The following is a 22932-nucleotide window of genomic DNA, read 5'->3' as shown; positions in this document are numbered from 1 at the left end:
AATGAACGAACGAGGGCTCGTGGTCTAGTCGGTTATGACGCGGCCTTTACAAGGCTGAGGTCGGTGGTTCGAATCCGCCCGAGCCCATCAGATTTTGTGACGAACCGAACGGTGAGTCACAAATCTGTGACGAGAGGGCGATTCGAAGCAGGGAGCGAACGGAGTGAGCGACTGAGGTTCGAATCCGCCCGAGCCCAAGAAACCCCGTGAGCGACAGCGACGGGGGTTTCTGAACGTGAGTAGGATTCCGAACGAGGCGAGACGCAGCGCGAGTGATAGCGAGCGACCGTCTCGACGTAGTTCGAATCCGCCCGAGCCCACTCCTTCTGCGCGAGCGACAGCGAGCGCGAACCGTGAACCGAGGGAGGTTCGTACCAGACCGAGGTTCTGCGAGCGGTAGCGAGCAGGTTCTCGGGCGTGGTTCGAATCCGCCCGAGCCCACTTCTGAAGACGCAACACGACGAGCGTTCTCGCCGAGGCGACGACACAACGGATTTGCCGGCACATCGCTTTCGCCGTGAACACAGTGGTCCTCGACCGATTCCGCCTCGGGACGGAGTGGCACCGGTGGTGTAACGAACGGCGATACGACGCGCCTGCGGACCCGTGGGAAGTGAGATGGGTTGACCCTGCCGACGTGGAGTTCTACAACGTCGTCTCCCTGAAGTGGGGGCTCGGGGCGGTGATGGACGGCGACTGGGACCGCCAGGAACACTGCGAGCGGCTCCGGGAGACCGGAACGTACCGGGGGCTGGAACAACGGTTCGTCGAGGGACGTGACTGGGAGGAGACGCGGCTCTACGAACGGGCCGAGGCGCGGTTCGACGAGGGAGAGACCGTCCGTGGATTCGAGAGCATCGGAGCGTTCAGAGAGCGTCGCTGCTCGGCGCTCGACGACCTCTACGAACGGATGCGGACGGACGGGTATCGACCGAACTACGAGACGACGTACGACTCACCGGCCGACATCGAGTACATCCACGAGATGGAACCGCTGGTCCTCGTCGGCCGTGACGGCGAACTTGTCTGGAGCGAGGGGTTCCACCGCCACGCACTGGCGGAGTTCGCGGGTATCGAGGAGGTGCCTGTCTACGTCCTGCGGCGACACGTCCACTGGCAGCGCCGCCGGGACGAGCTTCAGGAGACACCGCGCCGGGAACGGTCGTCGGAACTCACCGTGCTACTCGACCACCCTGACGTGCAGGACATCGTCGACTGACCACGGGCGGCAGCTCGGCCGACGGCGACTCGCTGGCGGAGTCGGAAAATCGAGGAGGTCGGTCGTCACACTGGGTGTTCAGGTCGCGTCCTCGGGTACCGTCCCTGCCGTTCGCCCCGCCCTCAGATTCCGCCGACCGTGCTGCGGTACTGCTCGACGTGGTCGAGCGCGTCCCGGACGTGTTCGGACGCCTCGTCGTCCTCGGCCGAGAGTTCCCGCAGGACGTTCATGTGGCGGTCCAGTCGGCCCTGGTCGGGGCCGCGGTCGCGGTCGGCGAGGTCCGTGAGCGACTCCGCCTGGCTCTCGATGCGGTCGCGTCGCTCCCCTTCGGCGTGGGCCGCGGCTGTCTCGAGGTGCTCTGCTGCGGTGGTGAGTTCTGCTCGGCTCATGGTTCGCGTTACGACACCGACGACGAAAACCCTGCGTTCGTCACTGCACCGTCTCTCGGGCGGTCTCGACGTGGTCGAGCGCCCGTTCGACGTGTTCGCCCCCGGCACCGGCGTCCGGCGCGAGGTCGCGGAGCGTCTCGATGCGGTCGTCGAGGCCGGTCGGTCGGACGTCCTCCGCGAGAGAGAGTTTCGTGAGTTCGATGACCTCGCCGTGCAGTCGTCGTTCGACGGTTCCATCCGCCAGTCGGGAAGCGACGACCAGTTCGCGGCCCGCCGCTTTGAGCTCCGTGCGTCCCATAGTTCGGGTCACTCGGCAGTGGAGTAAATGTGTTATGCAGTATGCTAGCGAATATCATGGCATGCGACGGGTTCACGTGTTGCGGAGAGAGTCCCGTGTCGCCGTCTCCGAGAAGTGGTCGGCGTTCCCTGTTCGCTGGTGCTACGGAAGAGAGAGGTCGGCGGAGGCCAGTCGCGCGCTGAGCGCGTCGCCGTCGACGACGGTGACCTTCGTCCCGCTGGCGGCCTCGTGGGTCTTCTCGGGGACGTCGCCCGGGTGGACGAGTGCGGCCCGTTCGGCGCCGTTCATCTCGCGGGCGTAGTTGAGTCTGTCGAGGCTTCCCGGCGTCACCGACGCTCCGGCCGTCGTCACCGCGACGACGGTGGTCCGGGGGCCGCGGAGCAGTCGCGACGTCCGTGCGACCAGCACGATTCCGCCCTCCGCGTTCGGCGCGGCCCACTCAACCTCGTCCCCTTCCGCTTCGTGGAGGTCGAACACCAGCGATTCGAGGGTAGCGGCGTCGAGCGATTCCAGTGCGGTCGTCCCTCCGGTGCCGGTCGGCCCACCGTCGGCGTCACCGTCGTCGCCCATTGGCATGTGATGACGCAGCACTACCAGAGTGATAAACATTTCTCGGTGCGTGAACGTGGGCGACGAGCGACTCTGTGGCAACACGTGTCAGACCTGCACAATCATTAAGATGGTCGCCTCGAAAGCGAGAGATACACATCGCAACTCGGTGATTCCCAGATGAAGTTCCACCTCGTTTACGCGTCTGCTGGGGCGGCCAGCGACGCGTACAGCGAGCGTGGGACGGTCGGGAACGCTGACTGCACTCGGTCCACCCCGTTCGCGTAGTTCCGGACGGCACTTCCCGTCCGGCCGTGCGTCGGAAGGGGTGTGACCGAGGGTCTCTCTCTGCCGACAGTACACGCCGGACGGAGTGTCACGTGTCTCCGACACTCCGGCTCGCGAACCGGTGGACCGCGTCCGTGTGGACGTGGCCACCTTCCGGGTTCGACTCCCGGCGGACGTCTCCATGTCGATGGAACTCGCGGTCACGAGAGTGGCCGTCAAGCTGTGGGTGCCCCGCGGTGCCGCTGGCGACCTCGCCGGTGGTGCCCGCACGGTACTCGAAGACGTACAGGCAGTCGACCGCATCGAGACGCTCGACGTGACGGGCTTCCGCCCGACGGCGACGGACATCCGCGTCGACCTCGACGCCCGCGTCTACCTCGCACCCGACGCCGACGCCGAGGCCATCGCGGAGGGCTTCGGCGTCCTCGAAGCCGAGGGGAAGGCGTGAGCGGGGGCTCGCAGACGGCGACCGCTTCCCGCAGACCGCTGGGACCGGCTCCGTCCGGTGTCGGTTCGACTCCGACCGGGAAGTCTCTGCGTCCGGGAGCACTAGCGACCGTGACGCAGAGTCGAGGGGGTGTCGAACCAGGGAGCGACCGCAAGAGCCACGTCACGTAGCGGCCGCTCCCCGTCGTCGCAGGTGCAGCGACCCGCGAGCGTCACCACTCGCGGGACGACTCGTGGGAGAAGTGGAACAGTTCACGCGAGCACTCCGAGAGCGCTACCGTGACCCGGTGTCGCTCAGGAGATGTCCGGGACCAACGGCACGTCCGTCGCCGGGGCGGGGAGACCGCCGTCTGCCTTCGGCACCCGGGCCTGGGTCTCCTGGGTCGCGTCTGTCGGAAGTCGCGGGACGAGCGGATCGATGTCGTCGGTCGGTCGTCGCTGGTCTGTCATGGTAGGTGGACGGTCACGCCGTCCTCACTCCCACCGACGACCCGGACTATAATAAAAGTTAATGACGGTGCAGTATCGCCACCCGGGCCGGGTATGGACGTGTCCGTCGGCCGGTCGTGGTCGTCGCTTCATCGGAATCGTACGGCGAGCGCAGAAATACGGCGGTGTCGGCCGCTCAGAAGTCCATCTCGTCGAACGCCTCGTCCTTCCCCTTGAGGTCGCCCGCGGCGACGACGTCGTCGATGCGCAGGAGGAGTTCGACGGCCTCCGTCGCGCTCTCGACGGCCTGGAGCTTGACGCGGAGCGGTTCGACGACGTGCTGGGCCATCATGTCGGCCGTCGCGCCCGTGTAGACGTCGAGGCCGACGTGCAGGTCACCCGCGTCGTGGCGAGCGCGCAGGTCGACCAGCGAGTCGATGGGGTCGAGCCCCGCGTTCTCGGCGAGCGTCCGGGGGACGATTTCGAGTGCGCCGGCGAACGCCTCGACGGCGAGCTGTTCGCGGCCGGAGACGGAGTCCGCGAAGTCGCGGAGCTGCCGCGCGAGTTCGACTTCGGGTGCACCGCCGCCCGCGAGCACGCGACCGTCGAGTGCGGTGACGCGAACGACGCCGAGGGCGTCGTGGACCGCGCGCTCGACTTCGCTGACGACGTGTTCGGTGCCGCCGCGGAGGACGAGCGTGACGGCCTTCGCGTCGGGGCACTCCTCGACGAAGATGCGCGTCTCGTCGCCCAGCTCGCGCTGTTCGACGAGACCGGCGTCGCCGAGGGCGGCGTCGAGGTCCTCGTAGTCGCTGGTGATGGTCGCGCCGGTCGCCCGGGCGAGCGCACGCAGGTCGGACTTCTTCGCGCGCTTGACGGCCATGACGCCCGCCTTCGAGAGGTAGTGGACCGCGAGGTCGTCGATGGCCTTCTGGCAGACGACCACGGACGCGCCGGAGTCGACGATGGCCTCGACCATCTCGCGCATCTCGCCCTCCTCGCGGGCGAGGAACTGTTCGAGCTGGGCGGGCGAGGTGATGTCGAGCTGCGAGTCGATCTCGGTCTCGCGGACCTCGACGGGGGCGTCGAGGAGGAGCACCTTCGCGTCCTCGACGCGCTTGGGCATGTTCTCGTGGGCGCGCTCCTTGTCCATGACAACGCCGCTGACGAGGTGGGAGTCGGCGACGCCGCCGCCGACGATGGTCTCGACGACGACGTCGTCGAGGTCGATGCCGTCCTCCGACTCCACCGCTCGAATCGCCTCGACGACGAGGTCGGCGAGCAGGTCACGCGAAGCTTCCGCGCCCTTGCCCGTCATGGCGGTGATGGCGATCTCGCGGAGCGAGTCGTCGCCCTCCACGTCGGTCGCGATGGATTCCAGAATCTCGCGGGCCTCGGCCGCGGCGAAGCGGTAGCCGTTGGCGACGACGGTCGGGTGGACGTCGTTCTCCAGCAGGTCCTCCGCGCGGGCGAGCAGTTCGCCAGCGATGATGACGGCCGTCGTCGTCCCGTCGCCGGTCTCCTCGTCCTGGGTCTGGGCGACCTCGACGATCATCTGGGCGGCGGGGTGGTCGACGTCCATCTCCTCGAGGATGGTGACGCCGTCGTTCGTGACGACGACGGTGCCCGACGTGTCGACGAGCATCTTGTCCATCCCCTTCGGGCCGAGCGTCGTCCGTACCGCCCGCGAGACGGCCTTCCCGGCCGCGATGTTCATCGACTGGGCGTCGCGTCCGGACGTGCGTCGGCTCCCCTCGCTCAGGATGTAGATCGGCTGACTTCCAACGTATGCCATAATCAGGCCCCCTGTAGGGCGGCCGAGGAGATAAACATAGTTTGAGTGATAGTAGTTCGCCCGCCTCGCAGTGTCTCAACCCCTGCGACAGTGTCCGAACGGTGCATATTGGTACCCGGAGCGGCGACACCGAACTGCGGTCCCCCGACCGCTGGACGGCCGACCGCCGCACTCTTCCCCCAACCCCGCGGCGGTCGACCGTCGCTCCCGTGTCTCACTCCCGGGCGGTGGCGTCTCCCCTGACCGCCGCTCGCTCGGGTTTTCGATACGCGCTGCTGACTCACGGCTCTCTCTCGCGGTTCGATGTACTCCCCGCTCGGTACCTCCCAGACGCTCGTTACACTCGCGTCTCGCTATCTCACGGCACCCTCCGGTCGCCGTTCGAGCTTCCGCGATTCTCGCTCACTGTGTTCGCTCCGAATCGCGCTCACCTCGCGGGTCGCTTCGCTCCCCGCTCGGTATCTCCGAGGCTTTCGCTGCGCTCGAGCCTCGCTATCTCGCATCAACGAGTTCGTACCCGACCGACCCCTCGCGGAGTCGGTCCGTGTGCGCGGCGAGCGCCCGCGGCCCGACGAGCAACAGCACCGACAGGCCACGCGTCGCCGCCTCCTGGACCGCCTGTGCGGTGCCGAACCGGACGTCCGGGTCGCGGTCGGCACGCCGTGCCGCCGCCAGCGCCTCCACTCCGGCCGTCGCCAGCAGGTCGTGGTCGTCGGCGAGCGACGCCACCTCGTCGGGGGACACCGCGCGACTGCCGCCCTCGCGGACGTCGGGGAGGACGACGACGGTGACCTGTCCCGTCTCGTAGTCGAGCAGCCCCTCGAACTCCGCGACCCCCACGTCCTCCCCCGTCTCGGCGGCGGTGAGCGCCCGTGCGGTCGCACCGCCCTCCTCGCCCGGCGTGGCGTGGAGGACGCCGTCGTTCATCGCCAGCGTGACCTGGTCACCGGGGTCGAGCGCCCCGTCGGCGATGGCGGTGTCGGCGTCGACCTGACCGATGACCTCCTCGGTGACGAACTCGGTGAACGCCCGGAGGTCCTCGGTCCGTGAGATGAGCCAGTCGACGCCCTCCTTGGTCACCTCGTAGCGCCCCCGGCCGTGTTTCTCGACGGCACCGGACTCGACGAGTTCGCGGACGTACTCGCTGACCGCCTGCGCGGTGACGCCGACCGCGTTCGCGATCTCCTGCTGGCTCACGGCGGGCTGGCGCGCCGCGATGGCGACGAGAATCTGGTAGCGCGAAGCGTCGCGTTTGTTCCGCAACACCGCGACGTCGCGGCCGTCCTCACCGTTCATACCCGGCGTTGCACGCCGACTCGCAAGAGGGTTTCCCACCGTAGTTGTCGTCGGGGGCAAGCAGGGTTGTGCTGCGGGGACGGTCTCAGTAGTAGTAGAGGTCGATGCGGTGACCGCAGTCACAGGCGACGCTCCGACCGGACAGCGTGTCGCCGTCGCCGGACTGGTTCGGTTCCGCCGTGACGGCAGTCGAACACGAGGGACACTCCACGCGGACGCTCACTGACATACCGACTCGCTACGTCGGAACGGGGCTTAGTTACGGGACTCCTACGGTATCGAGACAGTTCCGGCCGGTGACGGCAACGGCATCCTGACTACACACTGTGTCGAGTTAACACGTTCCTACTGCCGTTCGAGCGCCGATTGCACTCCTCCGATGGCCGCCCGATGACGGGCGCGTGACCACCGTCAGACAGTACGACAGAAGACTCATTACGAGTCCGGAATCTCACACTGACGGGCGAGTGTCACGCGTCGCCCGTCGTGCGGCCGTTTCGGCCGTTCTCCCCTTCCGACCAGGTGCCGAGTGTGCCGAAACACCTACTGTCCTCACCAGTCGTACCATCGAACGATGCCTCGTCGCGACGACCCGCCGGGACTGGAGACGGTCCTCGACGCCCTCGACGACCCCGCCTGCAGAGCCCTCGTCCGGGCGGCGGACGGTTCCCGGACTGCCAGTGAACTCGCCGCGGACGCCGACGTCCCGCTCTCGACGGCCTACCGGAAACTCGACCGGTTGACGGAGGCGTCGCTCCTGGAGACGGAGACGGAGGTCCGAACGGACGGTCACCACACGACCCGGTACCGCCTCGCCTTCGAGGAGGTCACCATCACGCTCGACGACGGCCGGACGTTCACCGTCGACGTGATTCGACCGCCGCAGGCCCCCAGCGAACGCCTCGAAACGATGTGGACCGAGGTGAGGCGAGAGGCGTGACGCTCGTTCCAACGCTCGTCGTCGCGTTCAAGACCGTCACGCTCGCGCTCGGCGGGGTCATCACCTACCTCACGCTGAAGGCCTACCGGCGGACCGGGTCACGGTCGCTCGGGGCACTCGCCCTCGGGTTCGCCATGGTGACGCTCGGTGCGCTGCTGGCTGGTGCGGCCCACCAGGCGGTCGGCCTCGACACAGAATCCGTGTTGCTCATCGAGAGCGTCCTCACCGCCGCCGGGTTCGGCGTCATCACCTACTCGCTGTACACGGAGTGAGCCGACGGCTCGGGAGGAAGAACGGACGGAGAACGCGGACGACGCGGGTGACAGGATACGGTTCTGAGATGGCGGTGTGCCGGGATACTCCCGGTCACCCGAGGATGTAGTCGAGTCGCGGGTAGCGCTCGATGAGTGCCATCCCGTCGATTTCGTACTGTTCGACGAGGGTGTCGAGGCCGAGGATGCGGCCGGCGCCGAAGGCCGCGACCGACAGGAACACCAACATGTACATGAAGTCGCTGTTGATGAAGCCGTGGGCCATGTCCCAGTTGCCGAAGTAGAACATGAGCATCATGAACGCGCCGAAGAACGCCGCGAGGCGGGTCAGCAGGCCGACCATGATGCCGAGGCCGATGGCGGCCTCACCGTACGGGACGGCCACGTTCACGAAGTCGACGAACCAGGGGGTCGTCGCCATCCAGTGGAACATGCCTTCGAGCGGGTTGCCGTTCGTCGCGGCGACGCCGCTGAGGTAGCCGTTCGCGCTGAAGCCGTTGATGATCTTGTCCACGCCCGAGTAGAGGAACGCGAACCCGATGACGAGCCGGAGCGCCAGGACGAACCAGGCGCTGAGGCTGTGGGCGCGGCCACGGACAGTGATTCCGCCGACGGTGCTTTCGAAGTTGTTTGCAGTCGAGTTCATTTCTATCACTTACGATTTCAGCTTCGTCAGGATACAGTATATAAACAGAAGGCGATTCCCAGGGGGCGAGAATCGAGCGCCGGGACAACGGTTATCACGCCGTACGTGGACCCACCGGTATGACCCGAACCGTCCTGTTCGCGGGAACGACGCGCGACGCTGGCGTCTCCTCGCTGGTCACCGCGTTCTGTCGTGGGTTCGTCGGTCGTGGACGGACGGTCGCACCGTTCGCCGCCCTCGCCGACGCCCCCATCAGTGCGTCCGTCGCACCGTCGGTCCGGACGCAGGCGCTCGCGGCTCGCGTCACCCCCGAACGGGCCCTCTCGCCCGTCCTCCGCGGTCCGGACGGAGCGCTGACCGTCGACGGCGAGGACCTCGGCGTCCCGGACGGCTACTACGACGAGCGGTGGGGGAAAGCACGCGAGGCGGCCGAACGCGCCCACGCCGCGCTCGCCGAGCGGTTCGACCTGCTGGTCGCGGCCAGCACCGACCCGCTCTCGGAGGGCGTCGTCGACGGTCCACCGCTCGGCTCCGCCGAACTCGTCCGGTTCGCCGACGCGGACGTGGTACTCGTCGCGGACGCCAGCGACGGCGGCGCGTTCGCCTCGCTGGTCGGCACGCTCGAACTGCTCCCCGACGACCTGCGCGAGCAGGTTCGTGCGTGCGCCCTGACCCGTGTGCCCGAGGGAGAAGCGGAGGCGCTCGCGCCCGGCGTCGAACGGTTCGAAGCGGAGATCGGACTCCCCATCTGTGGTCTGCTCCCCGACCTCTCGTCGGGCACCGTCGAGGACGCCGCTCGGGCCGTCGGCGGTGACCTGACGCTCCCGTTCGTGCCCTGAGCGAGGGCCGTCGAGTCCGAGGATTTATTTTCGATAAGGAACCAGTCCGACCGAATGGTAGAAGCGTTCGCCGTCGCCTCCGGGAAGGGCGGCACCGGCAAGACGACGAGCACGCTCGCGCTCGGGATGGCGCTCGCCGAGGAGTACGACGTGACGGTCGTCGACGCCGACACCGGCATGGCGAACCTCCTGTTCCACGCCGGACTCGCCGACGTGGACGTGACGCTCCACGACGTGCTCGCGGGCGACGCACCCACCACAGACGCCACCTACGACCGATTCGGGATGCGCGTGGTCCCCTGCGGGACGAGTCTCGCGGGCTTTCGCGACGCCGACCCCGACCGACTGCGGTCGGTCGTCGCGGACCTCGCGCGGGACACGGACGTCCTCCTCCTCGACTCTCCGGCCGCGCTCGGGTCGAAGAGCGCCGTCCTCCCCGTCGTCCTCGCCGACCGCGTGGTCGTCGTCCTCAACCCGACCGTCCCGTCGCTGTCGGACGCGCTGAAGGTCCAGGAGTACGCCCGGTCGTACGGCACCGACACCGCGGGTATCCTGTTCAACCGCGTCCGCGACGCCGCCGACAGCATCGACCGGGTCACGGAACAGGCCGAACGCTACTTCGACGGCCCGACGCTCGCGGCCGTCCCCGAGTCCGACGCGGTGCAGGCGGCGCGACAGGCCGGGGAACCCCTCCTCGCCCACGCCCCCGCGAGTCCCGCGGCCGCGGCCTACCGGTCGGCGGCGGAGGCGCTCGACGTCCGCTCGGGCGCTGCCGAGGACGTCGCCGCCCGGTTCCGCAGCGCGGTCATCCCCGACCCGCCATGAGGTCGGGGGAGGTGCCGAGCGTCGACATCCCGCACGGGACGCTCGTCCTCTCGCGCGTCGTCGACGGAGTGGGCGTCGCCCTCGACGCCGCGTTCGAGCGCTCGCTGACGGGGTACGCCGTCGTCACGCCGCAGGCGGCGCTGTTGCTCGACGACGCCGAGTGCGTCCTCACGTTCGAGTCGGGCGTTCCGGTCCTCGCGTACCACCTCGCCAGCGACGCGGGCGGCACCGACGCTCTGACCGCGTTCCCGGCGGGTGGTCCCTGCCGGGTCGAACTGTTCACGCTCCCCGCCGAGGCGCTCGCCACCGCGCACGAGACGCCCGACCTGCGCGTTCCGCCCGGCGCACCCGCCGAGCACCTCGCGGGGGACGAGGCGCTCGCCGACCGCTGTCGCGAACGCGCACCCGACCGGGAGGACGACGCGGGGACCGACCCGCTGGCGGCGTTCCTCGCCGACGAGGAGCGCATCGCGGCCATCCAGGAGGAGGCGCAGGCGGAGGCCGCCCGCCGGGCGGAGGAGTGGGGACTCGACGACCACCTCTCGGAGTGACGCCGGGGGGTCACCCGGCGATGGCGCTCTACGATTCGTTCCGCGATGCTGACCAGTCGGTGACAGGTTCTTGTGTCTCGACCGTCCATGGCTCGGTATGCGGTACCGTGCCATCATCGCGGACGGCGACATCCAGTGTGACGACTACGAGCGAACGGAGAACGGAATCGACTGTTTCCGGGGGGACGGAGAGTTCGTCGCGTTCGTCCCGTACGGGTCGCTCGTCGCGTTACTCGACGAGGAGACCCTGACGCACGAGGACCGGTCCATCGTCTGAGGCCGCGCAGTCAGCGCACGACGAGGAACGTCCGGCCGGGCCGACGTTCGAGGTAGAGGTCGTCGGTGCCGACGGCGTCGCGGGCGTACTCCGCGACGGTAGCGGCGCTGACGTCCGAGACGTCGATCAGTCTCGGTAGCCTCGCTCCGCGGCCGCCAGCGTCCTCGGAGCGCGCTTCGCTGTCGTCTCGGCGTTCGCGGACCGACGTTCGTTCGGGAGTCGTCCGCACCACGTCGATGCTCATGACTGGAAGGTTCGACGCTCGGACCTTAGAGGTCAGCCGTCCGCGGAGTGAAAGTGAAACTGGGGCGTGAAGAGACTGTATTCGCACGATGAACGTGGCGTCGCGCGCGGCTGGCGCACCGTCCGGGCTGTGAAACAGTATTCCAACATTTGACGGCCCGAGTGACTTTTTTTCTCTTCTATCTAGTGTATTTTTAACTAATGGTGTTGTATTCAGAAACCGAGTGTCGGCCACGGTGACGCGCGTCGGCGCGGATGACCCGTGGCTCACCACCCAGCAGTAGCTATGATTGGAACCGACGCGTTCTGTCCGAAAAGCGGTGCATCGCTCTCCGACGAGCGTCACTACGACGCCCACGGACGAGGGTTGCGAGCGGTCTGCGACGACGACGCGGCGCGTGCTGCCGGGACGACGGGGGAACTCACCGGCGGGTCGGTCCGGTCGTCCCGGTCCGCCCTCGTCGCCTACTTCCGCCGGTGTCACGCCGACCACGCCGCCGTCGACCCCGACCTCTACGGGACGGCGTCGCTGCTCGTCTATCGACTGTTCCGCGCCCGCGAGACCCAGCCACCGGACGTCGTCGTCTGGTACGCGCTCGAACGGCGACTCGACGCGCTGGGCCACGACGCCGAGTGGATGCACGCTCACGCCGCGTTGCGCTGTCCGGCGTGTCACGGTCGCCTGCGCTACGAGCGCATCGGCGACGACCTGACCGCCCGCTGTGGCGTCCGCTGCTCGCCCGAGGGCGACCACGCTCTCGAAACGATCCGAACCGACGTCGTCTCGCTGTACGACGACGCCTTCCCCGACGCCGACCCCCTCGCTGCCGACGCGGTCCTCCGACTCTGACCTCCATGACTCACCGATACGCCCACCACCACCAGTCCCTGCTGACTCCATGACCGGCGCGCTCGCACGCGACGACATCCGCATCGTCCAGGTGTTCGCGCTCTCGCCGGAGTCCTGCGACCGCGTCCGTGAACTGCTCGACGAGGACGACCTCGACTACGCCGTCTCGGGCGACCCGAACGGTCCCGAGGGGCCGGCCATCGTCTCGGTCCCGGTCCCGACCCGGTCGGTCGAACACCTCCAGGAGCGCCTCTCCGGGGTCGGCGACGACCTCTACACCGTCGTCCTGGCTCCCGAGGCCGTCCTCTCCTCCCGGTTCGAGGAGGACCCGTACGACGAGGTCATAGGCCGGAACTACCACGGCGTCTCCCGGGGCGAACTCCGCTCGACGGCCGAGAGCCTGCTCCCGTCGTTCGGCATCCACGTCCTGCTGACCGTCGTCTCCAGCATCGTCGCCGTCTCCGGCGTCCTGCTGGACTCGCTGGCGGTGCTCGTCGGCGCGATGGTCATCGCCCCGCTCATCGGTCCGCCGATGGTCGCGGGCGTCGCCACCGCCGTCGACGACACCTCGCTGTTCCGTCGGAGCCTCATCAGACAGATCGGCGGCGTCGCGACCGGTGCCGTCGGGTCGACCGTGACGGCGTTCGCACTCCGGTTCACCGGCATCCCGGGGCCACCGTTGAGCGCGCTGGAGAACATCTCGAACTACGTCGAACCGAGCCTCCTGCTCGTCCTCGTGGCCCTCGGCGCGGGCATCGCGGGCGCGGTCGGCCTCTCGACCGACGACACGCTCGACCTCGTCGGCGTGATGATAGCGGCCGCCGTCGTCCCGCCGCTGGGCGTCATCGGCGTCGCCGCGGCGTGGGGCTACCCAGTCGCCGCCGTCGGCGCGGCCGCCGTCGTCCTCGTCAACGTCGTCGCCGTCAACATCGCCGCCATCCTGACGCTGTGGTGGCTCGGCTACCACCCGGCGGAGTGGGCCGCGCTCAGGCGAGCGCGCTCGACGTTGCTCGTCCGTGTCCTCGTCCTCGCCGTCGTGGCGCTGACGCTGGCCGTCGTCCTCGGCGGCCTCGCGGACGGCACCCTGCCAGGGTGGTGGCCGTGAACGAGCGGCAGTTCCTCGCGTGGCTCCGTCGCGGCTTCATCCTCAGCACGCGCATCCTCTGGGTCGTCAGCCGCGTCGGCGTGATGGCCCTGCTGTTCCTCGTCTCGTTCGCCGTCGACCCCCAGCGCCGGACCCGGTTCCAGCGCTGGTTCCTCCTCGAAGGCGACCGGATGCGCATCGCGGGCTGGATGGTCGCGCTCGTCTTCCTCTCGGCGTTCTTCCTCGGCGCGTTCGGCGTCGTCGGTATCGAGGACCACGGCTTCGTCACCTCGATGTTCGGGGCCGTCATCTCCGGGTTGTTCTCGTTCGTCCCCATCGTCGTCGCGGTGAACCAGCTCACCGTCTCCCAGCTGTTCGGGTCGCCCGAACAGCTCAGACAGGAGATACAGAGCGTCCGGTCGTTCCGGCAGGGCATCGAACGCCGCCTCCCACAGGGGGCCGCCGCCCCGACCGAACCCGCCGGCTTCCTCTCGGACGTCCTCGGCCTCGTCATGGACCGCGCCTACGAACTGCGTGCGGTCGTCGGTCGCGGGGCGGGGACGGGCGACCGCGGACAGGCCGTCCGCTCGACCGTCGAGACGTACGTCGAGACCATCGAGGTCCAGTGCGAGGAGATCGAGGAGGAGCTCGACGGCACCCACCAGCGACTCATCGAGGTACTGGTGCCGATGATGGGCGACAGCTACTCCCGGAACGTCACCGACGCTCGCCGCATCGCCGTCGAGTACGACGACGTGCTGTCCGGACGCGCGACGGAACTCGTCGAGGACCTGCGCGAACTGTTCGTCTCGATGGACGTCCTGCGCCAGTACTTCAAGGCGCTGTACGTCCAGCAGGAACTCGCCAACCTCTCGCGGCTCATCGCCTACAGCGGCATCGCGTCGTTCCTGACGTCGGTGTTCCTCATCCTGCTGTTCGCTCGCGGGACGCCGCTGGGCGGTGCCGTCCTCCTCGAAGTGGTCGTCAGCGCGTCGCTGGCGCTCGCGTTCTCGCCGTTCGCCATCCTCGTCTCCTACATGGTCCGCATCGCCACCATCGTCAAGCGCACCACCGCTCCCGGCGCGTTCACGCCGCGCCGCGAGACGCCCGAATACCGCGAGATAGACCGCACCTACGACTGATGAACACGACACACCGAGCTGCCGCCTCGAGTCGCATCGCTCCCCCACTAGCCACGGCGTCACGAGGTACAGCCTCACGGCGTACCACTCAGTCCCGTGCCGTCGCCAGACCGTGGCCAGCGTCGCCCGCGCGGGGGCTCGACGGCCCATGAGTCGGACGCGACGCGCGTTCCTCGCCGGTGCCGCCGGAACCGTCGCGGCGCTGGCCGGCTGTTCGACCGGGTCCGAGCCGCGCCGCGGCTGGGTCACCGTCGACTCGCCGACCGGCGCGGCCCTCCACGACGTCGTGATGACCGAGGAGGGGCCGGTCGCGGTCGGCGGGGGTGGCACCGTCGTCCACCGCGCCGACGGCGAGGAGTGGTCGACCGTCGACGACGACGGCCCCGCGGACGCCGCGAACGGCCTGTCCGCCGTCGCGGCGACCGACGACGGCCAGCACGTGTGGTTCGTCGGGTCGTCGGGTGCCGTCGGCCGCCTGAACCTCGCGGACGGCGATGTCCGAGACTACTCCGCGCCCGGCGGCAAGACGTCGACCTGGGAGGCGGTGACGGTCATCGGCCCCGCCCGCGAGGAGCGCGTGTTCGTCGCTAACGGGTCGGGCGAACTACTCGTCGCCGCCCTCAACGGACGCGAGGCGACGTGGGAGGGGCCACGGAAACCGACGGGCGGGAACAACGCCATCGCGCTGGACGACGCAGACGGCGTCGTCTTCCTCGCGAGCCAGAACGCCGTCGCCCGCCGGGCGAACGGCCAGTGGAACCGAGTGGACGCGCCCGGCGCGTCCATCACCGACGTCGCCGCGGTGTCCGGGTCGGTGTTCGACGCGGTCACCGACAGCGGCGGCATCTCCTCGTACAACGGCCACAACTGGCTCCGGGCGGCGGACGCCGAGAAGTCGCTCGCGGCCGTCGACCGCGTCGGCGGTCGCGGCCTCGCCGTCGGCGACGGCGTCGTGCGCATCCTCACGAACGGTCGCTGGCGGGACGACGACGGCCCCGACGCCTCGCTCCACGGCGTCGCGCTCGGCACCGCCCGGTTCGCCGACGTCGCCGTCGGGACCGAGGGCACCATCGCGGAGCGGTTCTGATGGACGTCCTCGCATCCCTCGCCCGCGCCGTCTCCCTGGTCGTCGAGATGACGTGGCAGACGTGGTGGGCGCTCGTCCTCGGGTTCACCGTCTCCGGTGCGGTCCACGCGTTCGTCTCCGAGGAGCGCATGTCGGAGACGCTCGGCGACGACGGTTGGCGCGAGGTGAGCCTCGCGACGCTGTTCGGCGCGGCCTCCTCCTCGTGTTCGTACTCCGCGGTCGCGACGACGAAGACGGTGTTCTCGAAGGGCGCGTCGCTCGCGGCGAGCCTCGCGTTCATGTTCGCCTCGACGGACCTCGTCGTCGAACTCGGCCTCGTCATGTGGGTGCTGCTCGGCTGGGAGTTCGTCGTCGGCGAGTTCCTCGGCGGCCTCGTCGCCGTCGCCGTCGTCACCCTCGTCGCCCGCCACGTCCCCTCGCGCTGGGTCGAGGACGCCCGCGACCACCTCGCCGAGAACCGCGAGGCGACCTGTCCCTCCTGCGGGATGAGCGTCGACCCGACCGGGGCGGGACCCGACGAACTGCTGGAGACGCCCGGCGGCACGGAGTACTTCTGTGGCGCTGGCTGTCTCGAATCGTACCGCGCGTCGGTCGAGAACCCGTCCGGCGGCCTGCTGACGCTCGCCGGCTGGAAGCGCGCCGCCAGTTCGACCGTCGGCGACTGGGAGATGCTGTGGTCGGACATCGCCCTCGGGTTCGTCCTCGCCGGTGTTGTCGGCGGGTTCGTCCCCACCGAGTGGTGGACCGCGCTGTTCGGCGCTGGCTCGGGCGTCGAGGGCGTCGTCTACACCGTCGCCCTCGCCGTCGCGCTCGGCGCGCTCTCGTTCATGTGCTCGGTCGGCAACATCCCGTTCGCGCTCGTCCTGTGGCAGAACGGCCTCCCGTTCGGCGGCGTGCTGTCGTTCGTCTACGCCGACCTGCTCATCCCGCCGCTGCTCCGCATCTACCGGCGGTCATACGGGACGCTGATGGGGGGCGTCATCGTGGTGACACTCGCGCTGGCCGCCGTCGTCGCGGGGGTCGTCGTCCACTACGTCGCCATCGGCGTCGGCATCGTGCCCACGGGAGCGGTAGGCGGCACCGTCGACCACGGCTACACGCTCGTCCTCAACGGCGTGTTCACGCCCGTCTTCCTCGGACAACTGGTGCTCGTCTACGGCGTCGACGGCCTGCGCGACCGTCTGTGGGGGACGTACGAACGGACCCGAGACGCCGTCCTCGGCACTCACGCCACCGTCGCGACGGTCCGCTCGACCCGCTCGCTCGCTCCCGTCGGTGCGGTCGCCCGGCGCCGCGTCGGCTCCCGACTCCCGGGACGCGTCGGCCGTGACGGGTCCGACGCTGGGGACGAGCCGTCGCGTGAGTCCGACGACGGCGCCTCCTCGGACTCGACCGCCGAGGTATCGTGCGACTCGGGGTGTGATTCAGCGTGAGCCGAGTACTGGCGGGCGCGCGGTCGCTGGCCGCTCGGCTCCAGCCACACCTTCCGGGGGAGCGGGTCGCCGCGAACCGCGCGTTCGACACCGCCTTCGGGGCGGCGACGTGGTTCGTCCCCGCGCAGTTGCTCGTCATCGGGACGCCGCTGCCCGTCATCGGGCTGTTCGGCGGTCTCTGGCTGGCGCTCGCTCGCCCGGAGCACGCCGACCGACTGCTGGTGGCGCTCGGCCTCGGCCGACCGGTCGTCCGGCACGGCCTGGCCGTCGCGGGACTCGCGCTCTGGACGCTCGCGCCACTGGTCGGCCCGCTGACCGGGATCCCGGTGTGGGCGTGGTTCTACGTCGGCCTCCTCGGCGTGGCACCGTACGGCGGCGTCGGCTCCCGTCCCGACGCCGTCACCGTCGTCTTCGGGTCGGCGCTCCCGCCCGCCGTCGCGCTGGTCGTCATCGCGCCGCTGCTGGCCGCGGGTGGCCTCGTCGCTGGCCTGCAGGCCGCCTTCGCCGTCGTGACCGCGCTCGGCGTCGTCGTCCTGACGCTCGGCGTCGACGACTCGCCCGTGGAGTACCCGTCGCTCTCGATGCCCGAGTTCGTCGAGTCCGGCAAGCGGCTCTCGCCAAGCGACCGACGACTCCTGCTCGCCGACACCTGGACGCGGAGCGGCCTCGCGCTCATCGGGCCGCTGTTCGTCGCGTTCAGCATCCAGCGCCTCGGCGACGGGCTGGGAGAGGGCGCGGGCGTCGTCGCCCTCTCGCTCGCGTTCGCCGTCGGTGCCGCCGGGGCGGCCCACCGCGCCCTCCCCCGCGTTCGGGCGGTCGGCGAGTGGACGAGGCCGCTGCTCGCGACGTTCGGTCTCTGCGTCGCGACGGCGGCCCCGCTGGCGGTCCTCCTCGTGCCCGCCACGCCGCTGGCGTTCGCCGTGACGTTCCTCGCCGTCGGCGTCGGTCAGGTCGGCTGGACCGTCGTCGACAACGAGGTAGACGAACTGCTGGGCGACCGGCACCCGACCTATCGGGCCGCCCGCGCCGTCGTCCTGGTCCCCGCCGCACTGGTCGGCGGCCTGCTGTTCGCCGTCGCCCCCGCGACGGCGTTCGTCCTGTCGAGCGCGGCGGGCACCGTCGGCACGGTCACCTACCTCCGGCGGGTGGCGCGGTGAGCGACTCCCCGTCGCTCGCCGGACGAGCGCTCCGGCGGCTGACCGACGCGCTCTCCGCCGTCGCCCGCGCATTCGCGGCCGTCGCCCGCGCATTCGCGGCCGTCGCCCGCGCATTCGCGGCCGTCGCCCGCGCGCTCGACCCGTTCGCCATCGACCATCTCACGGTCGCGCGCCTCTACATCGTCGTCGGCGTCGTCGCCGGCCTCTGGGGGGCGACAGACGCGATGGCGCTCCGGGCGGAGGCGCTGACGCCGGGGCAGGGCATCTGGCCCGCCGAGACGTACGCCGCGTTCTTCACGACCCACGGCGTGACGATGCTGTTCTTCTTCGCCACGCCCGTCGCGTTCGGCCTGACGACGGCCGTCCTCCCCCGACTCGTCGGCACCGACGACCTGGCGTTCCCGCGGCTCCACGCGCTCGGGTTCTGGCTCCTTCCGCCGGGACTCCTCCTCGCGCGCTCCTCGGCACTCATCGACGTGCTGGCGGACGCGGGCCTCGTCGCGACGCGAGTCCGCCCGCCGGTCGTCGGCTGGACGCTCTACCCCCCGATGTCGGTACAGGAGGGGACCGGCGTCACCCTCCTGTTGCTGGGGCTCTCGCTGGGGACGCTCTCGACCATCGTCACCGCGCTGGTCGTCCTCGTGACGATTCTGGAGGACCGAACCGTCCCCTGGGCGCGCCTCGACGTGTTCACCTGGACGATGCTCGTCGCCGTCGGTCTCGTCGTGTTCTCCTTCCCCGTGCTGGAGAGCGCCATCGCCGTCCTGCTGGCCGACCGCGTGCTGGGGACGAGCTTCCTCGCTCCACCCGGCGGCCCGCTGGCGTTCCAGAGCATGTTCTGGTTCTTCGGCCACCCGGAGGTGTACATCCTCGTGCTCCCAGCGATGGGCGTCCTGAGCTACGTCCTCCCGCGCTTCGCGGGCCGGAGGCTGTTCGGGGAGCGGGCCGTCGTCTACTCGACGCTTGCCATCGGAGTCCTGAGTTTCGGGGTGTGGGGCCACCACATGTTCGCGACGGGCATCGACCCGCGCGTCCAGGCGTCGTTCATGGCGCTCACGCTGGCCGTCGCGCTCCCGTCGGCCATCAAGACGTTCGCGTGGATCACGACGCTCTGGAACGGGTCGCTCAGGCTCGAACCGCCGATGCTGTTCTGTCTCGGCGCGGTCGCCTGGTTCGTCGTCGGCGGCGTCACGGGCGTCCTGCTGGCCGCCATCCCCGTCGACCGCGTGTTCCACGGGACGTACTACGTCGTCGCGCACTTCCACTTCCTGCTGGTCGGCACCATCCTGTTCGGCCTCGTCGCGGGCGGCTACTACTGGTTCCCGCTGCTGACCGGTCGCCGCATCGACCGTCGGTTCGCCAGCGCGCACTTCTGGTGTTCGATGGTCGGCGTGACGGTGACGTTCGGCGCGTTGCTCGCACTCGGCCTCGGCGGCCTCCCGCGCCGGATGGCGACCTATCCGCCACAGTTCGCCCCCCTGCAGGCGGTCGCCACCCTCGGGGCGTTCGTCCTCGGCGTCGGCCAGTTGCTGTTCGTCTGGGCCGTCGTGCGCGCTCTGCTCGTCGGCGACCCCGCGGGCGACGACCCCTGGGGCCTCCACGAACGTGGCATCGAGGCCCGCGAGTGGGGGGCCGAGTGACGGGCCGCGCGGCTCCCTCCGATCGCCATTCACAACTCCGCGATCGTCGCCAGTCGGCGACAATCGCGCCGCTCGCGGGTCGTTTCACTCCCCGCTCGCACTCTCGTGGTTCTCGCTCACTCGCTTGCGCTCGTTCACTCCGAACCACGCTGCTCCTCACGTCTGGTCAGGCCAGGACCGGGTTCGACTCCCGAACGTGACCTCGGCGGGCAACCGCCACCCACCGTGATGTCAGTGAACCACACCACACCGACAGCCGAATCGCAATCAGACACCACACCGTCCGTGCTCGCCCGGCTCACCGGGTTCCAGCGCGACCTGCTGTTCGTCGTCGCCAGCCTCGACGGCACCGTCCCGACGGGCGTCACCATCCAGGAGGAGCTCTCCGACCAGCGTGGCGACCGGGTCAACCACGGCCGCCTCTACGGCAACCTCCGGGACCTCGTGGACGCCGACCTCGTCGAGAAGCGCCCGGTCGACGGCCGGACGAACACCTACAGCGTCACCGACGAGGCTCGGGACGCGCTCCGCGCCCACTGCGAGTGGGAGGCCGTCTGCCTCGGCCGCGAGTGCAGCGCTGCGGACGGCGCGGACGACGAGAGCGAGACGTCGGCAGACGGCGGGGACGACACCACCGACCGGCGGAAGCGGTACTGACGATGTCCGCCTGCTGCTCCACCTGCCTCTGTCGCGACTGCACGTGCGGTGACTGCTCGCGGACGGACTGTCGTCACCGGGACGCCACCGACGACGGCGCGTCGACCCCACCAGGTGAGCCACCGTGTCGCGGTCCCGAGTAGATGTTCCTCGTCGACCTGCTCGTCGGGGGGCTCCTGAGCGCGTTTGTCACCGGCCCGGTCGTCTACGTCGGACTCGCGGTCCGGACCGGGACGGCCGTCACGTACGCGTACGCCGTCGGCGTGGCGCTGCTCGCGCTCCTGCTCGGCGGTCTGACGACGGCGCTCCTCGGCTGGCTACCGGTCGTCGGCGTCGTGCTGTCGCCGCTGGTCTGGTCGGGCACCGTCCGGGCGTTGACCCGCGCTCGCTGGCCGATGGCGCTGTTCGTCGGCTTCCTCGCGTGGACGCTCGCCTCGACGGCGTTCTTCGTCGTCTGAGTCGTGCCGTCGCTCGCACTCCCCGACATCACTCGAGTATCGTATCGCCGCTGACCACCCTCGAACCCACTCCACGAACCCACCAATGACACTCCAGACTGACGTCGCACTCGGACTGCTCCAGCTCGTCGCACTGTCCATCCCGCCGATCGCGGTGCTCATCAAGATGCTCCGCAGCGCGGACGACCTGCCGTGGAAGCTCCGCAAACTCAGCTTCGGCCTGGCCATCGCCAGCGTCCTCTCGTTCATCGGCACCGGTGCGGCCGCCGTGCTGTTCCTGATGGGGCAGGCCACCATCCCGACGACGCTGGTGCTCGCGATGGGACTCGCCGTGTTCGGTCTCGTCCCGTTCGCTCTGTTCACCGGCGTGCTCTACGTCGAACACAAGCGGTCGTTCGCCTGAGCGGCCGCCAGTCCGGTCGCGCGCCGACCGGGCAGCGAACTCAGGCCTCGCCGAAGACGGTCGCCACCGCGTCGAGGTGGTCTCTCGCGACGCGCCGACCCCGCTCCGTCGGCCGGTAGTGGTACGACCGCCCGTCGACCGGGACCCGCTCCATCGCGCCCCGCTGACGCAGCCGGTTCACGTTCTGGTACACCCGGCCGTGGCTCACCGCGTCGTAGCCCGCCCGTTCGAGCGCCTGCCGCAACGCGACGCCCGTCGTCGCACCCTCCTCCGCTTCCAGCGCCGCCGCGGCCTGGAGCACGTCTCGCTCGAACCCGCTCAGCGTCGTCCAGTTCAGTTCGGTCTCCGATGACATGGCCCGATAGTCGATACGCGTGGAGAAAACCGCGACCGGGTCCGTTCCGATAGTTCCGATACCGCATCGACGACGGTCTCGGCCCCGCTCCCGTTCGTCACCGCTCGATTCGGGCCGCTTCCGATACCGTTCCGGGACGGGTCCCCACCTCGGAGCGGGTCGACGAGTCCCAGAGCGAGTCGACAGTGGCCACGCACTGCGCGCCGACGAGCGCCGTCGACCACTGTCCGTCTCCCACGACGCCGACGTCCGCCGGACGACCCGTCCGGTCGGCGTCGACAGCATCCGTGGGAGACGTCGGCTCTACCCTGTCTCCGTCGGGGTCAGTCGTCCTCGCTCTCGGTGGGGACGTCGGTGGGTGCGCCACTGGCCCGCTTCACTGGACTGATTCCCTCGCCGTCGAGCTCCCCGAGGACGTCGGTGATGCGAGTCATGGTCTTCGCCTGACTGCGTCGGAGGGTCTTCGAGACGGCTGGTTTCGACACGTCGAAGCGGTCGGCGAGCGTGCCGAGCGTCTCGCCGCGCGGACTGTCGAAGTAGCCACCGTCGACGGCCGCCTCCAGCGTCTCGCGTTCGCGCGAGGAGAGGTCGCGACACCCCTCGATGAGCGTCATCGCCGCGCCGACGTTCTGGACGAACCCGCTCAGGTCGGTCAGGTCGACCGACTCCCGCGAGACGACGTCGTACTCGTTCTCCCGGTCGAGCAGCGACAGGGCCGTGTCGGCGTCGGTGTCGCGGTCGAACCCGACGTGCCACAGTTCGCGGCCGCCGGCGATGTGGAACGGTCCGGTGATGTAGCCGTCGTGGTCGCGGATGGTCGCCATCGCCGCCGTCTCGTCGATGGTCGTCCGGACGTGGGCGACGTCGCCCGTCCGCGAGAGGAGGTCGTAGTCGCGCAGGCCCCGGTGGTCGCGCAACACGCGCAACCCGGCGTCGAGTGCGGCGGGCGAGTCGCCCTCGACGACCATCCGCGTGTCGAGACGACTGTCGACGGGGTCGTACTCCCAGTGCGCCGCCGAGAACGCGACGTCGTGGGCATCGCTCGCCGCGATGAACGGGCAGTCGTACTGCTCCATGTCGAGGGTGACGTCGAGCATCGCCCTTGGGTCGTAGCCGTATCATCGGCCGGGGGAAAAAGTCTTTTCGCGGTGTGTCGGCCGCGCACCACGTCGCGGCGGTGGCTCCGGTCACCGCGACATCGTTCCACTGTCGGCGGTCAGGGGAGTTCCCGTAGGCGGTGAACCGGGGGACTCCGTCGAGCGAGACCGAAGGTGTCGGCCGCGCGAGAATAGCGACGCCCCTCCGTTTCGACTCGATGTTCGACGGTGTCTAATGGTGGATTAATCGTCTCCTCCCAGGATGC

At 69.5% G+C, this 22932-nt stretch carries 29 protein-coding genes and 1 tRNA gene; 19 read left to right on the top strand and 11 right to left on the bottom strand.

Going from position 1 to position 22932, the window contains the following annotated elements:
- Nucleotides 1-13 precede the first annotated feature (13 nt).
- Nucleotides 14-87: transfer RNA gene (locus MX571_RS02115), tRNA-Val, on the top strand.
- A gap of 439 nt (nt 88-526) precedes the next feature.
- Nucleotides 527-1219 carry a hypothetical protein gene (locus MX571_RS02110; RefSeq protein ID WP_247413945.1) on the top strand — a complete coding sequence of 231 codons (693 nt, stop codon included), beginning with the start codon at nt 527-529 and terminating at the stop codon, nt 1217-1219.
- A 122-nt stretch (nt 1220-1341) separates the two neighbouring features.
- Here MX571_RS02110 and MX571_RS02105 read toward each other — a convergent pair whose 3' ends face one another.
- The 3 genes from MX571_RS02105 to MX571_RS02095 all read right to left on the bottom strand — a co-directional run bounded on the left by MX571_RS02105 (nt 1342) and on the right by MX571_RS02095 (nt 2482).
- On the bottom strand, nt 1342-1608 hold the full coding sequence (locus MX571_RS02105; protein ID WP_247413944.1) for a DUF7553 family protein: 267 nt from the start codon (nt 1606-1608) through the stop codon (nt 1342-1344).
- 40 nt (nt 1609-1648) lie between these two features.
- Nucleotides 1649-1906 (bottom strand): DUF7553 family protein, encoded by a 258-nt coding sequence (locus MX571_RS02100; RefSeq protein WP_247413943.1) that lies wholly within the window; start codon nt 1904-1906, stop codon nt 1649-1651.
- Between the two features lie 141 nt (nt 1907-2047).
- On the bottom strand, nt 2048-2482 hold the full coding sequence (locus MX571_RS02095) for a restriction endonuclease (RefSeq protein WP_247413942.1): 435 nt from the start codon (nt 2480-2482) through the stop codon (nt 2048-2050).
- Nucleotides 2483-2879: 397 nt separating this feature from the next.
- Between MX571_RS02095 and MX571_RS02090 the strand changes: the two genes are divergently transcribed.
- Nucleotides 2880-3191, top strand: coding sequence for a hypothetical protein (locus MX571_RS02090; RefSeq protein ID WP_247413941.1), 312 nt, complete (start codon nt 2880-2882; stop codon nt 3189-3191).
- A gap of 293 nt (nt 3192-3484) precedes the next feature.
- Here the strand turns inward: MX571_RS02090 and MX571_RS02085 are convergent, their stop codons facing one another.
- From MX571_RS02085 to MX571_RS02070, 4 genes are all read right to left on the bottom strand, one after another.
- Nucleotides 3485-3640, bottom strand: coding sequence for a hypothetical protein (locus MX571_RS02085; RefSeq protein WP_247413940.1), 156 nt, complete (start codon nt 3638-3640; stop codon nt 3485-3487).
- Between the two features lie 175 nt (nt 3641-3815).
- Complete coding sequence (gene thsA / locus MX571_RS02080) at nt 3816-5414, bottom strand: thermosome subunit alpha (protein WP_247413939.1); 1599 nt, start codon at nt 5412-5414, stop codon at nt 3816-3818.
- A gap of 492 nt (nt 5415-5906) precedes the next feature.
- Nucleotides 5907-6710, bottom strand: a complete 804-nt coding sequence (locus MX571_RS02075) for a DUF7839 domain-containing protein (protein ID WP_247413938.1) — start codon at nt 6708-6710, stop codon at nt 5907-5909.
- Between the two features lie 85 nt (nt 6711-6795).
- Entirely contained in the window at nt 6796-6939 is a 144-nt protein-coding gene (locus tag MX571_RS02070) for a hypothetical protein (RefSeq protein WP_247413937.1), read from the bottom strand.
- Between the two features lie 345 nt (nt 6940-7284).
- Between MX571_RS02070 and MX571_RS02065 the strand changes: the two genes are divergently transcribed.
- Both MX571_RS02065 and MX571_RS02060 read left to right on the top strand, forming a co-directional pair.
- Entirely contained in the window at nt 7285-7650 is a 366-nt protein-coding gene (locus MX571_RS02065) for a winged helix-turn-helix domain-containing protein (protein WP_247413936.1), read from the top strand.
- Complete coding sequence (locus tag MX571_RS02060; protein WP_247413935.1) at nt 7647-7922, top strand: DUF7521 family protein; 276 nt, start codon at nt 7647-7649, stop codon at nt 7920-7922. Before MX571_RS02065 ends, MX571_RS02060 begins: the two co-directional genes overlap by 4 nt.
- A gap of 94 nt (nt 7923-8016) precedes the next feature.
- Here MX571_RS02060 and MX571_RS02055 read toward each other — a convergent pair whose 3' ends face one another.
- A complete protein-coding gene (locus tag MX571_RS02055; RefSeq protein WP_247413934.1) occupies nt 8017-8568 on the bottom strand; it encodes a DoxX family protein in 552 nt (183 codons plus the stop codon).
- Nucleotides 8569-8687: 119 nt separating this feature from the next.
- Between MX571_RS02055 and MX571_RS02050 the strand changes: the two genes are divergently transcribed.
- The 4 genes from MX571_RS02050 to MX571_RS02035 all read left to right on the top strand — a co-directional run bounded on the left by MX571_RS02050 (nt 8688) and on the right by MX571_RS02035 (nt 11060).
- Nucleotides 8688-9407, top strand: a complete 720-nt coding sequence (locus tag MX571_RS02050) for a P-loop NTPase family protein (protein ID WP_247413933.1) — start codon at nt 8688-8690, stop codon at nt 9405-9407.
- Nucleotides 9408-9461: 54 nt separating this feature from the next.
- On the top strand, nt 9462-10232 hold the full coding sequence (gene minD, locus MX571_RS02045) for a cell division ATPase MinD (RefSeq protein ID WP_247413932.1): 771 nt from the start codon (nt 9462-9464) through the stop codon (nt 10230-10232).
- Nucleotides 10229-10783, top strand: a complete 555-nt coding sequence (locus MX571_RS02040; RefSeq protein ID WP_247413931.1) for a DUF8054 family protein — start codon at nt 10229-10231, stop codon at nt 10781-10783. Before minD ends, MX571_RS02040 begins: the two co-directional genes overlap by 4 nt.
- Nucleotides 10784-10880: 97 nt before the next feature.
- Nucleotides 10881-11060 carry a hypothetical protein gene (locus MX571_RS02035; RefSeq protein ID WP_247413930.1) on the top strand — a complete coding sequence of 60 codons (180 nt, stop codon included), beginning with the start codon at nt 10881-10883 and terminating at the stop codon, nt 11058-11060.
- Nucleotides 11061-11070: 10 nt separating this feature from the next.
- Here the strand turns inward: MX571_RS02035 and MX571_RS02030 are convergent, their stop codons facing one another.
- Complete coding sequence (locus MX571_RS02030; protein ID WP_247413929.1) at nt 11071-11304, bottom strand: hypothetical protein; 234 nt, start codon at nt 11302-11304, stop codon at nt 11071-11073.
- A 285-nt stretch (nt 11305-11589) separates the two neighbouring features.
- On the opposite strand from MX571_RS02030, the gene MX571_RS02025 reads away from it, so the two are divergent.
- The 10 genes from MX571_RS02025 to MX571_RS01980 all read left to right on the top strand — a co-directional run bounded on the left by MX571_RS02025 (nt 11590) and on the right by MX571_RS01980 (nt 21214).
- Entirely contained in the window at nt 11590-12153 is a 564-nt protein-coding gene (locus tag MX571_RS02025; RefSeq protein ID WP_247413928.1) for a hypothetical protein, read from the top strand.
- A 49-nt stretch (nt 12154-12202) separates the two neighbouring features.
- Complete coding sequence (locus MX571_RS02020) at nt 12203-13258, top strand: TIGR00341 family protein (RefSeq protein ID WP_247413927.1); 1056 nt, start codon at nt 12203-12205, stop codon at nt 13256-13258.
- On the top strand, nt 13255-14379 hold the full coding sequence (locus MX571_RS02015; RefSeq protein WP_247413926.1) for a DUF7972 family membrane protein: 1125 nt from the start codon (nt 13255-13257) through the stop codon (nt 14377-14379). Before MX571_RS02020 ends, MX571_RS02015 begins: the two co-directional genes overlap by 4 nt.
- A 148-nt stretch (nt 14380-14527) precedes the next feature.
- Complete coding sequence (locus tag MX571_RS02010) at nt 14528-15466, top strand: hypothetical protein (RefSeq protein WP_247413925.1); 939 nt, start codon at nt 14528-14530, stop codon at nt 15464-15466.
- On the top strand, nt 15466-16899 hold the full coding sequence (locus MX571_RS02005; RefSeq protein ID WP_247413924.1) for a permease: 1434 nt from the start codon (nt 15466-15468) through the stop codon (nt 16897-16899). Before MX571_RS02010 ends, MX571_RS02005 begins: the two co-directional genes overlap by 1 nt.
- A complete protein-coding gene (locus MX571_RS02000; RefSeq protein WP_247413923.1) occupies nt 16896-18056 on the top strand; it encodes a hypothetical protein in 1161 nt (386 codons plus the stop codon). The genes MX571_RS02005 and MX571_RS02000 overlap by 4 nt, the downstream gene beginning before the upstream one ends.
- A complete protein-coding gene (locus tag MX571_RS01995; RefSeq protein WP_247413922.1) occupies nt 18053-19696 on the top strand; it encodes a cytochrome c oxidase subunit I in 1644 nt (547 codons plus the stop codon). The genes MX571_RS02000 and MX571_RS01995 overlap by 4 nt, the downstream gene beginning before the upstream one ends.
- Nucleotides 19697-19981: 285 nt before the next feature.
- On the top strand, nt 19982-20353 hold the full coding sequence (locus MX571_RS01990) for a PadR family transcriptional regulator (protein WP_247413921.1): 372 nt from the start codon (nt 19982-19984) through the stop codon (nt 20351-20353).
- A 143-nt stretch (nt 20354-20496) separates the two neighbouring features.
- Complete coding sequence (locus MX571_RS01985) at nt 20497-20811, top strand: hypothetical protein (protein ID WP_247413920.1); 315 nt, start codon at nt 20497-20499, stop codon at nt 20809-20811.
- A gap of 85 nt (nt 20812-20896) precedes the next feature.
- Nucleotides 20897-21214 carry a hypothetical protein gene (locus MX571_RS01980; RefSeq protein ID WP_247413919.1) on the top strand — a complete coding sequence of 106 codons (318 nt, stop codon included), beginning with the start codon at nt 20897-20899 and terminating at the stop codon, nt 21212-21214.
- A 40-nt stretch (nt 21215-21254) separates the two neighbouring features.
- On the opposite strand, the gene MX571_RS01975 is transcribed toward MX571_RS01980, so the two are convergent.
- Together MX571_RS01975 and MX571_RS01970 are read right to left on the bottom strand one after the other, a co-directional pair.
- Complete coding sequence (locus tag MX571_RS01975) at nt 21255-21569, bottom strand: helix-turn-helix transcriptional regulator (RefSeq protein WP_247413918.1); 315 nt, start codon at nt 21567-21569, stop codon at nt 21255-21257.
- A 323-nt stretch (nt 21570-21892) separates the two neighbouring features.
- The gene (locus MX571_RS01970) at nt 21893-22666 is read right to left on the bottom strand and encodes a helix-turn-helix domain-containing protein (protein ID WP_247413917.1); all 774 of its coding nucleotides are present in this window, start codon (nt 22664-22666) and stop codon (nt 21893-21895) included.
- Nucleotides 22667-22932 lie beyond the last annotated feature (266 nt).

It is taken from the genome of Halomarina salina, from assembly GCF_023074835.1.
In the GTDB taxonomy this organism is placed as follows: domain Archaea; phylum Halobacteriota; class Halobacteria; order Halobacteriales; family Haloarculaceae; genus Halomarina; species Halomarina salina.
Note: the sequence above shows the minus strand (reverse complement) of the source record. Positions and strands in the feature narration are given on the sequence as shown.

Excerpts from the sequence above, each read along its gene's own strand:
- MX571_RS02105 (WP_247413944.1), bottom strand. The coding sequence starts at position 1,608 with ATGAGCCGAGCAGAACTCACCACCGCAGCAGAGCACCTCGAGACAGCC.
- MX571_RS02100 (WP_247413943.1), bottom strand. The coding sequence starts at position 1,906 with ATGGGACGCACGGAGCTCAAAGCGGCGGGCCGCGAACTGGTCGTCGCT.
- MX571_RS02095 (WP_247413942.1), bottom strand. The coding sequence starts at position 2,482 with ATGCCAATGGGCGACGACGGTGACGCCGACGGTGGGCCGACCGGCACC.
- MX571_RS02085 (WP_247413940.1), bottom strand. The coding sequence starts at position 3,640 with ATGACAGACCAGCGACGACCGACCGACGACATCGATCCGCTCGTCCCG.
- thsA (WP_247413939.1), bottom strand. The coding sequence starts at position 5,414 with ATGGCATACGTTGGAAGTCAGCCGATCTACATCCTGAGCGAGGGGAGC.
- MX571_RS02075 (WP_247413938.1), bottom strand. The coding sequence starts at position 6,710 with ATGAACGGTGAGGACGGCCGCGACGTCGCGGTGTTGCGGAACAAACGC.
- MX571_RS02070 (WP_247413937.1), bottom strand. The coding sequence starts at position 6,939 with ATGTCAGTGAGCGTCCGCGTGGAGTGTCCCTCGTGTTCGACTGCCGTC.
- MX571_RS02065 (WP_247413936.1), top strand. The coding sequence starts at position 7,285 with ATGCCTCGTCGCGACGACCCGCCGGGACTGGAGACGGTCCTCGACGCC.
- MX571_RS02055 (WP_247413934.1), bottom strand. The coding sequence starts at position 8,568 with ATGAACTCGACTGCAAACAACTTCGAAAGCACCGTCGGCGGAATCACT.
- MX571_RS02050 (WP_247413933.1), top strand. The coding sequence starts at position 8,688 with ATGACCCGAACCGTCCTGTTCGCGGGAACGACGCGCGACGCTGGCGTC.
- minD (WP_247413932.1), top strand. The coding sequence starts at position 9,462 with ATGGTAGAAGCGTTCGCCGTCGCCTCCGGGAAGGGCGGCACCGGCAAG.
- MX571_RS02040 (WP_247413931.1), top strand. The coding sequence starts at position 10,229 with ATGAGGTCGGGGGAGGTGCCGAGCGTCGACATCCCGCACGGGACGCTC.
- MX571_RS02035 (WP_247413930.1), top strand. The coding sequence starts at position 10,881 with ATGCGGTACCGTGCCATCATCGCGGACGGCGACATCCAGTGTGACGAC.
- MX571_RS02030 (WP_247413929.1), bottom strand. The coding sequence starts at position 11,304 with ATGAGCATCGACGTGGTGCGGACGACTCCCGAACGAACGTCGGTCCGC.
- MX571_RS02025 (WP_247413928.1), top strand. The coding sequence starts at position 11,590 with ATGATTGGAACCGACGCGTTCTGTCCGAAAAGCGGTGCATCGCTCTCC.
- MX571_RS02020 (WP_247413927.1), top strand. The coding sequence starts at position 12,203 with ATGACCGGCGCGCTCGCACGCGACGACATCCGCATCGTCCAGGTGTTC.
- MX571_RS02010 (WP_247413925.1), top strand. The coding sequence starts at position 14,528 with ATGAGTCGGACGCGACGCGCGTTCCTCGCCGGTGCCGCCGGAACCGTC.
- MX571_RS02005 (WP_247413924.1), top strand. The coding sequence starts at position 15,466 with ATGGACGTCCTCGCATCCCTCGCCCGCGCCGTCTCCCTGGTCGTCGAG.
- MX571_RS01985 (WP_247413920.1), top strand. The coding sequence starts at position 20,497 with ATGTTCCTCGTCGACCTGCTCGTCGGGGGGCTCCTGAGCGCGTTTGTC.
- MX571_RS01980 (WP_247413919.1), top strand. The coding sequence starts at position 20,897 with ATGACACTCCAGACTGACGTCGCACTCGGACTGCTCCAGCTCGTCGCA.
- MX571_RS01975 (WP_247413918.1), bottom strand. The coding sequence starts at position 21,569 with ATGTCATCGGAGACCGAACTGAACTGGACGACGCTGAGCGGGTTCGAG.
- MX571_RS01970 (WP_247413917.1), bottom strand. The coding sequence starts at position 22,666 with ATGCTCGACGTCACCCTCGACATGGAGCAGTACGACTGCCCGTTCATC.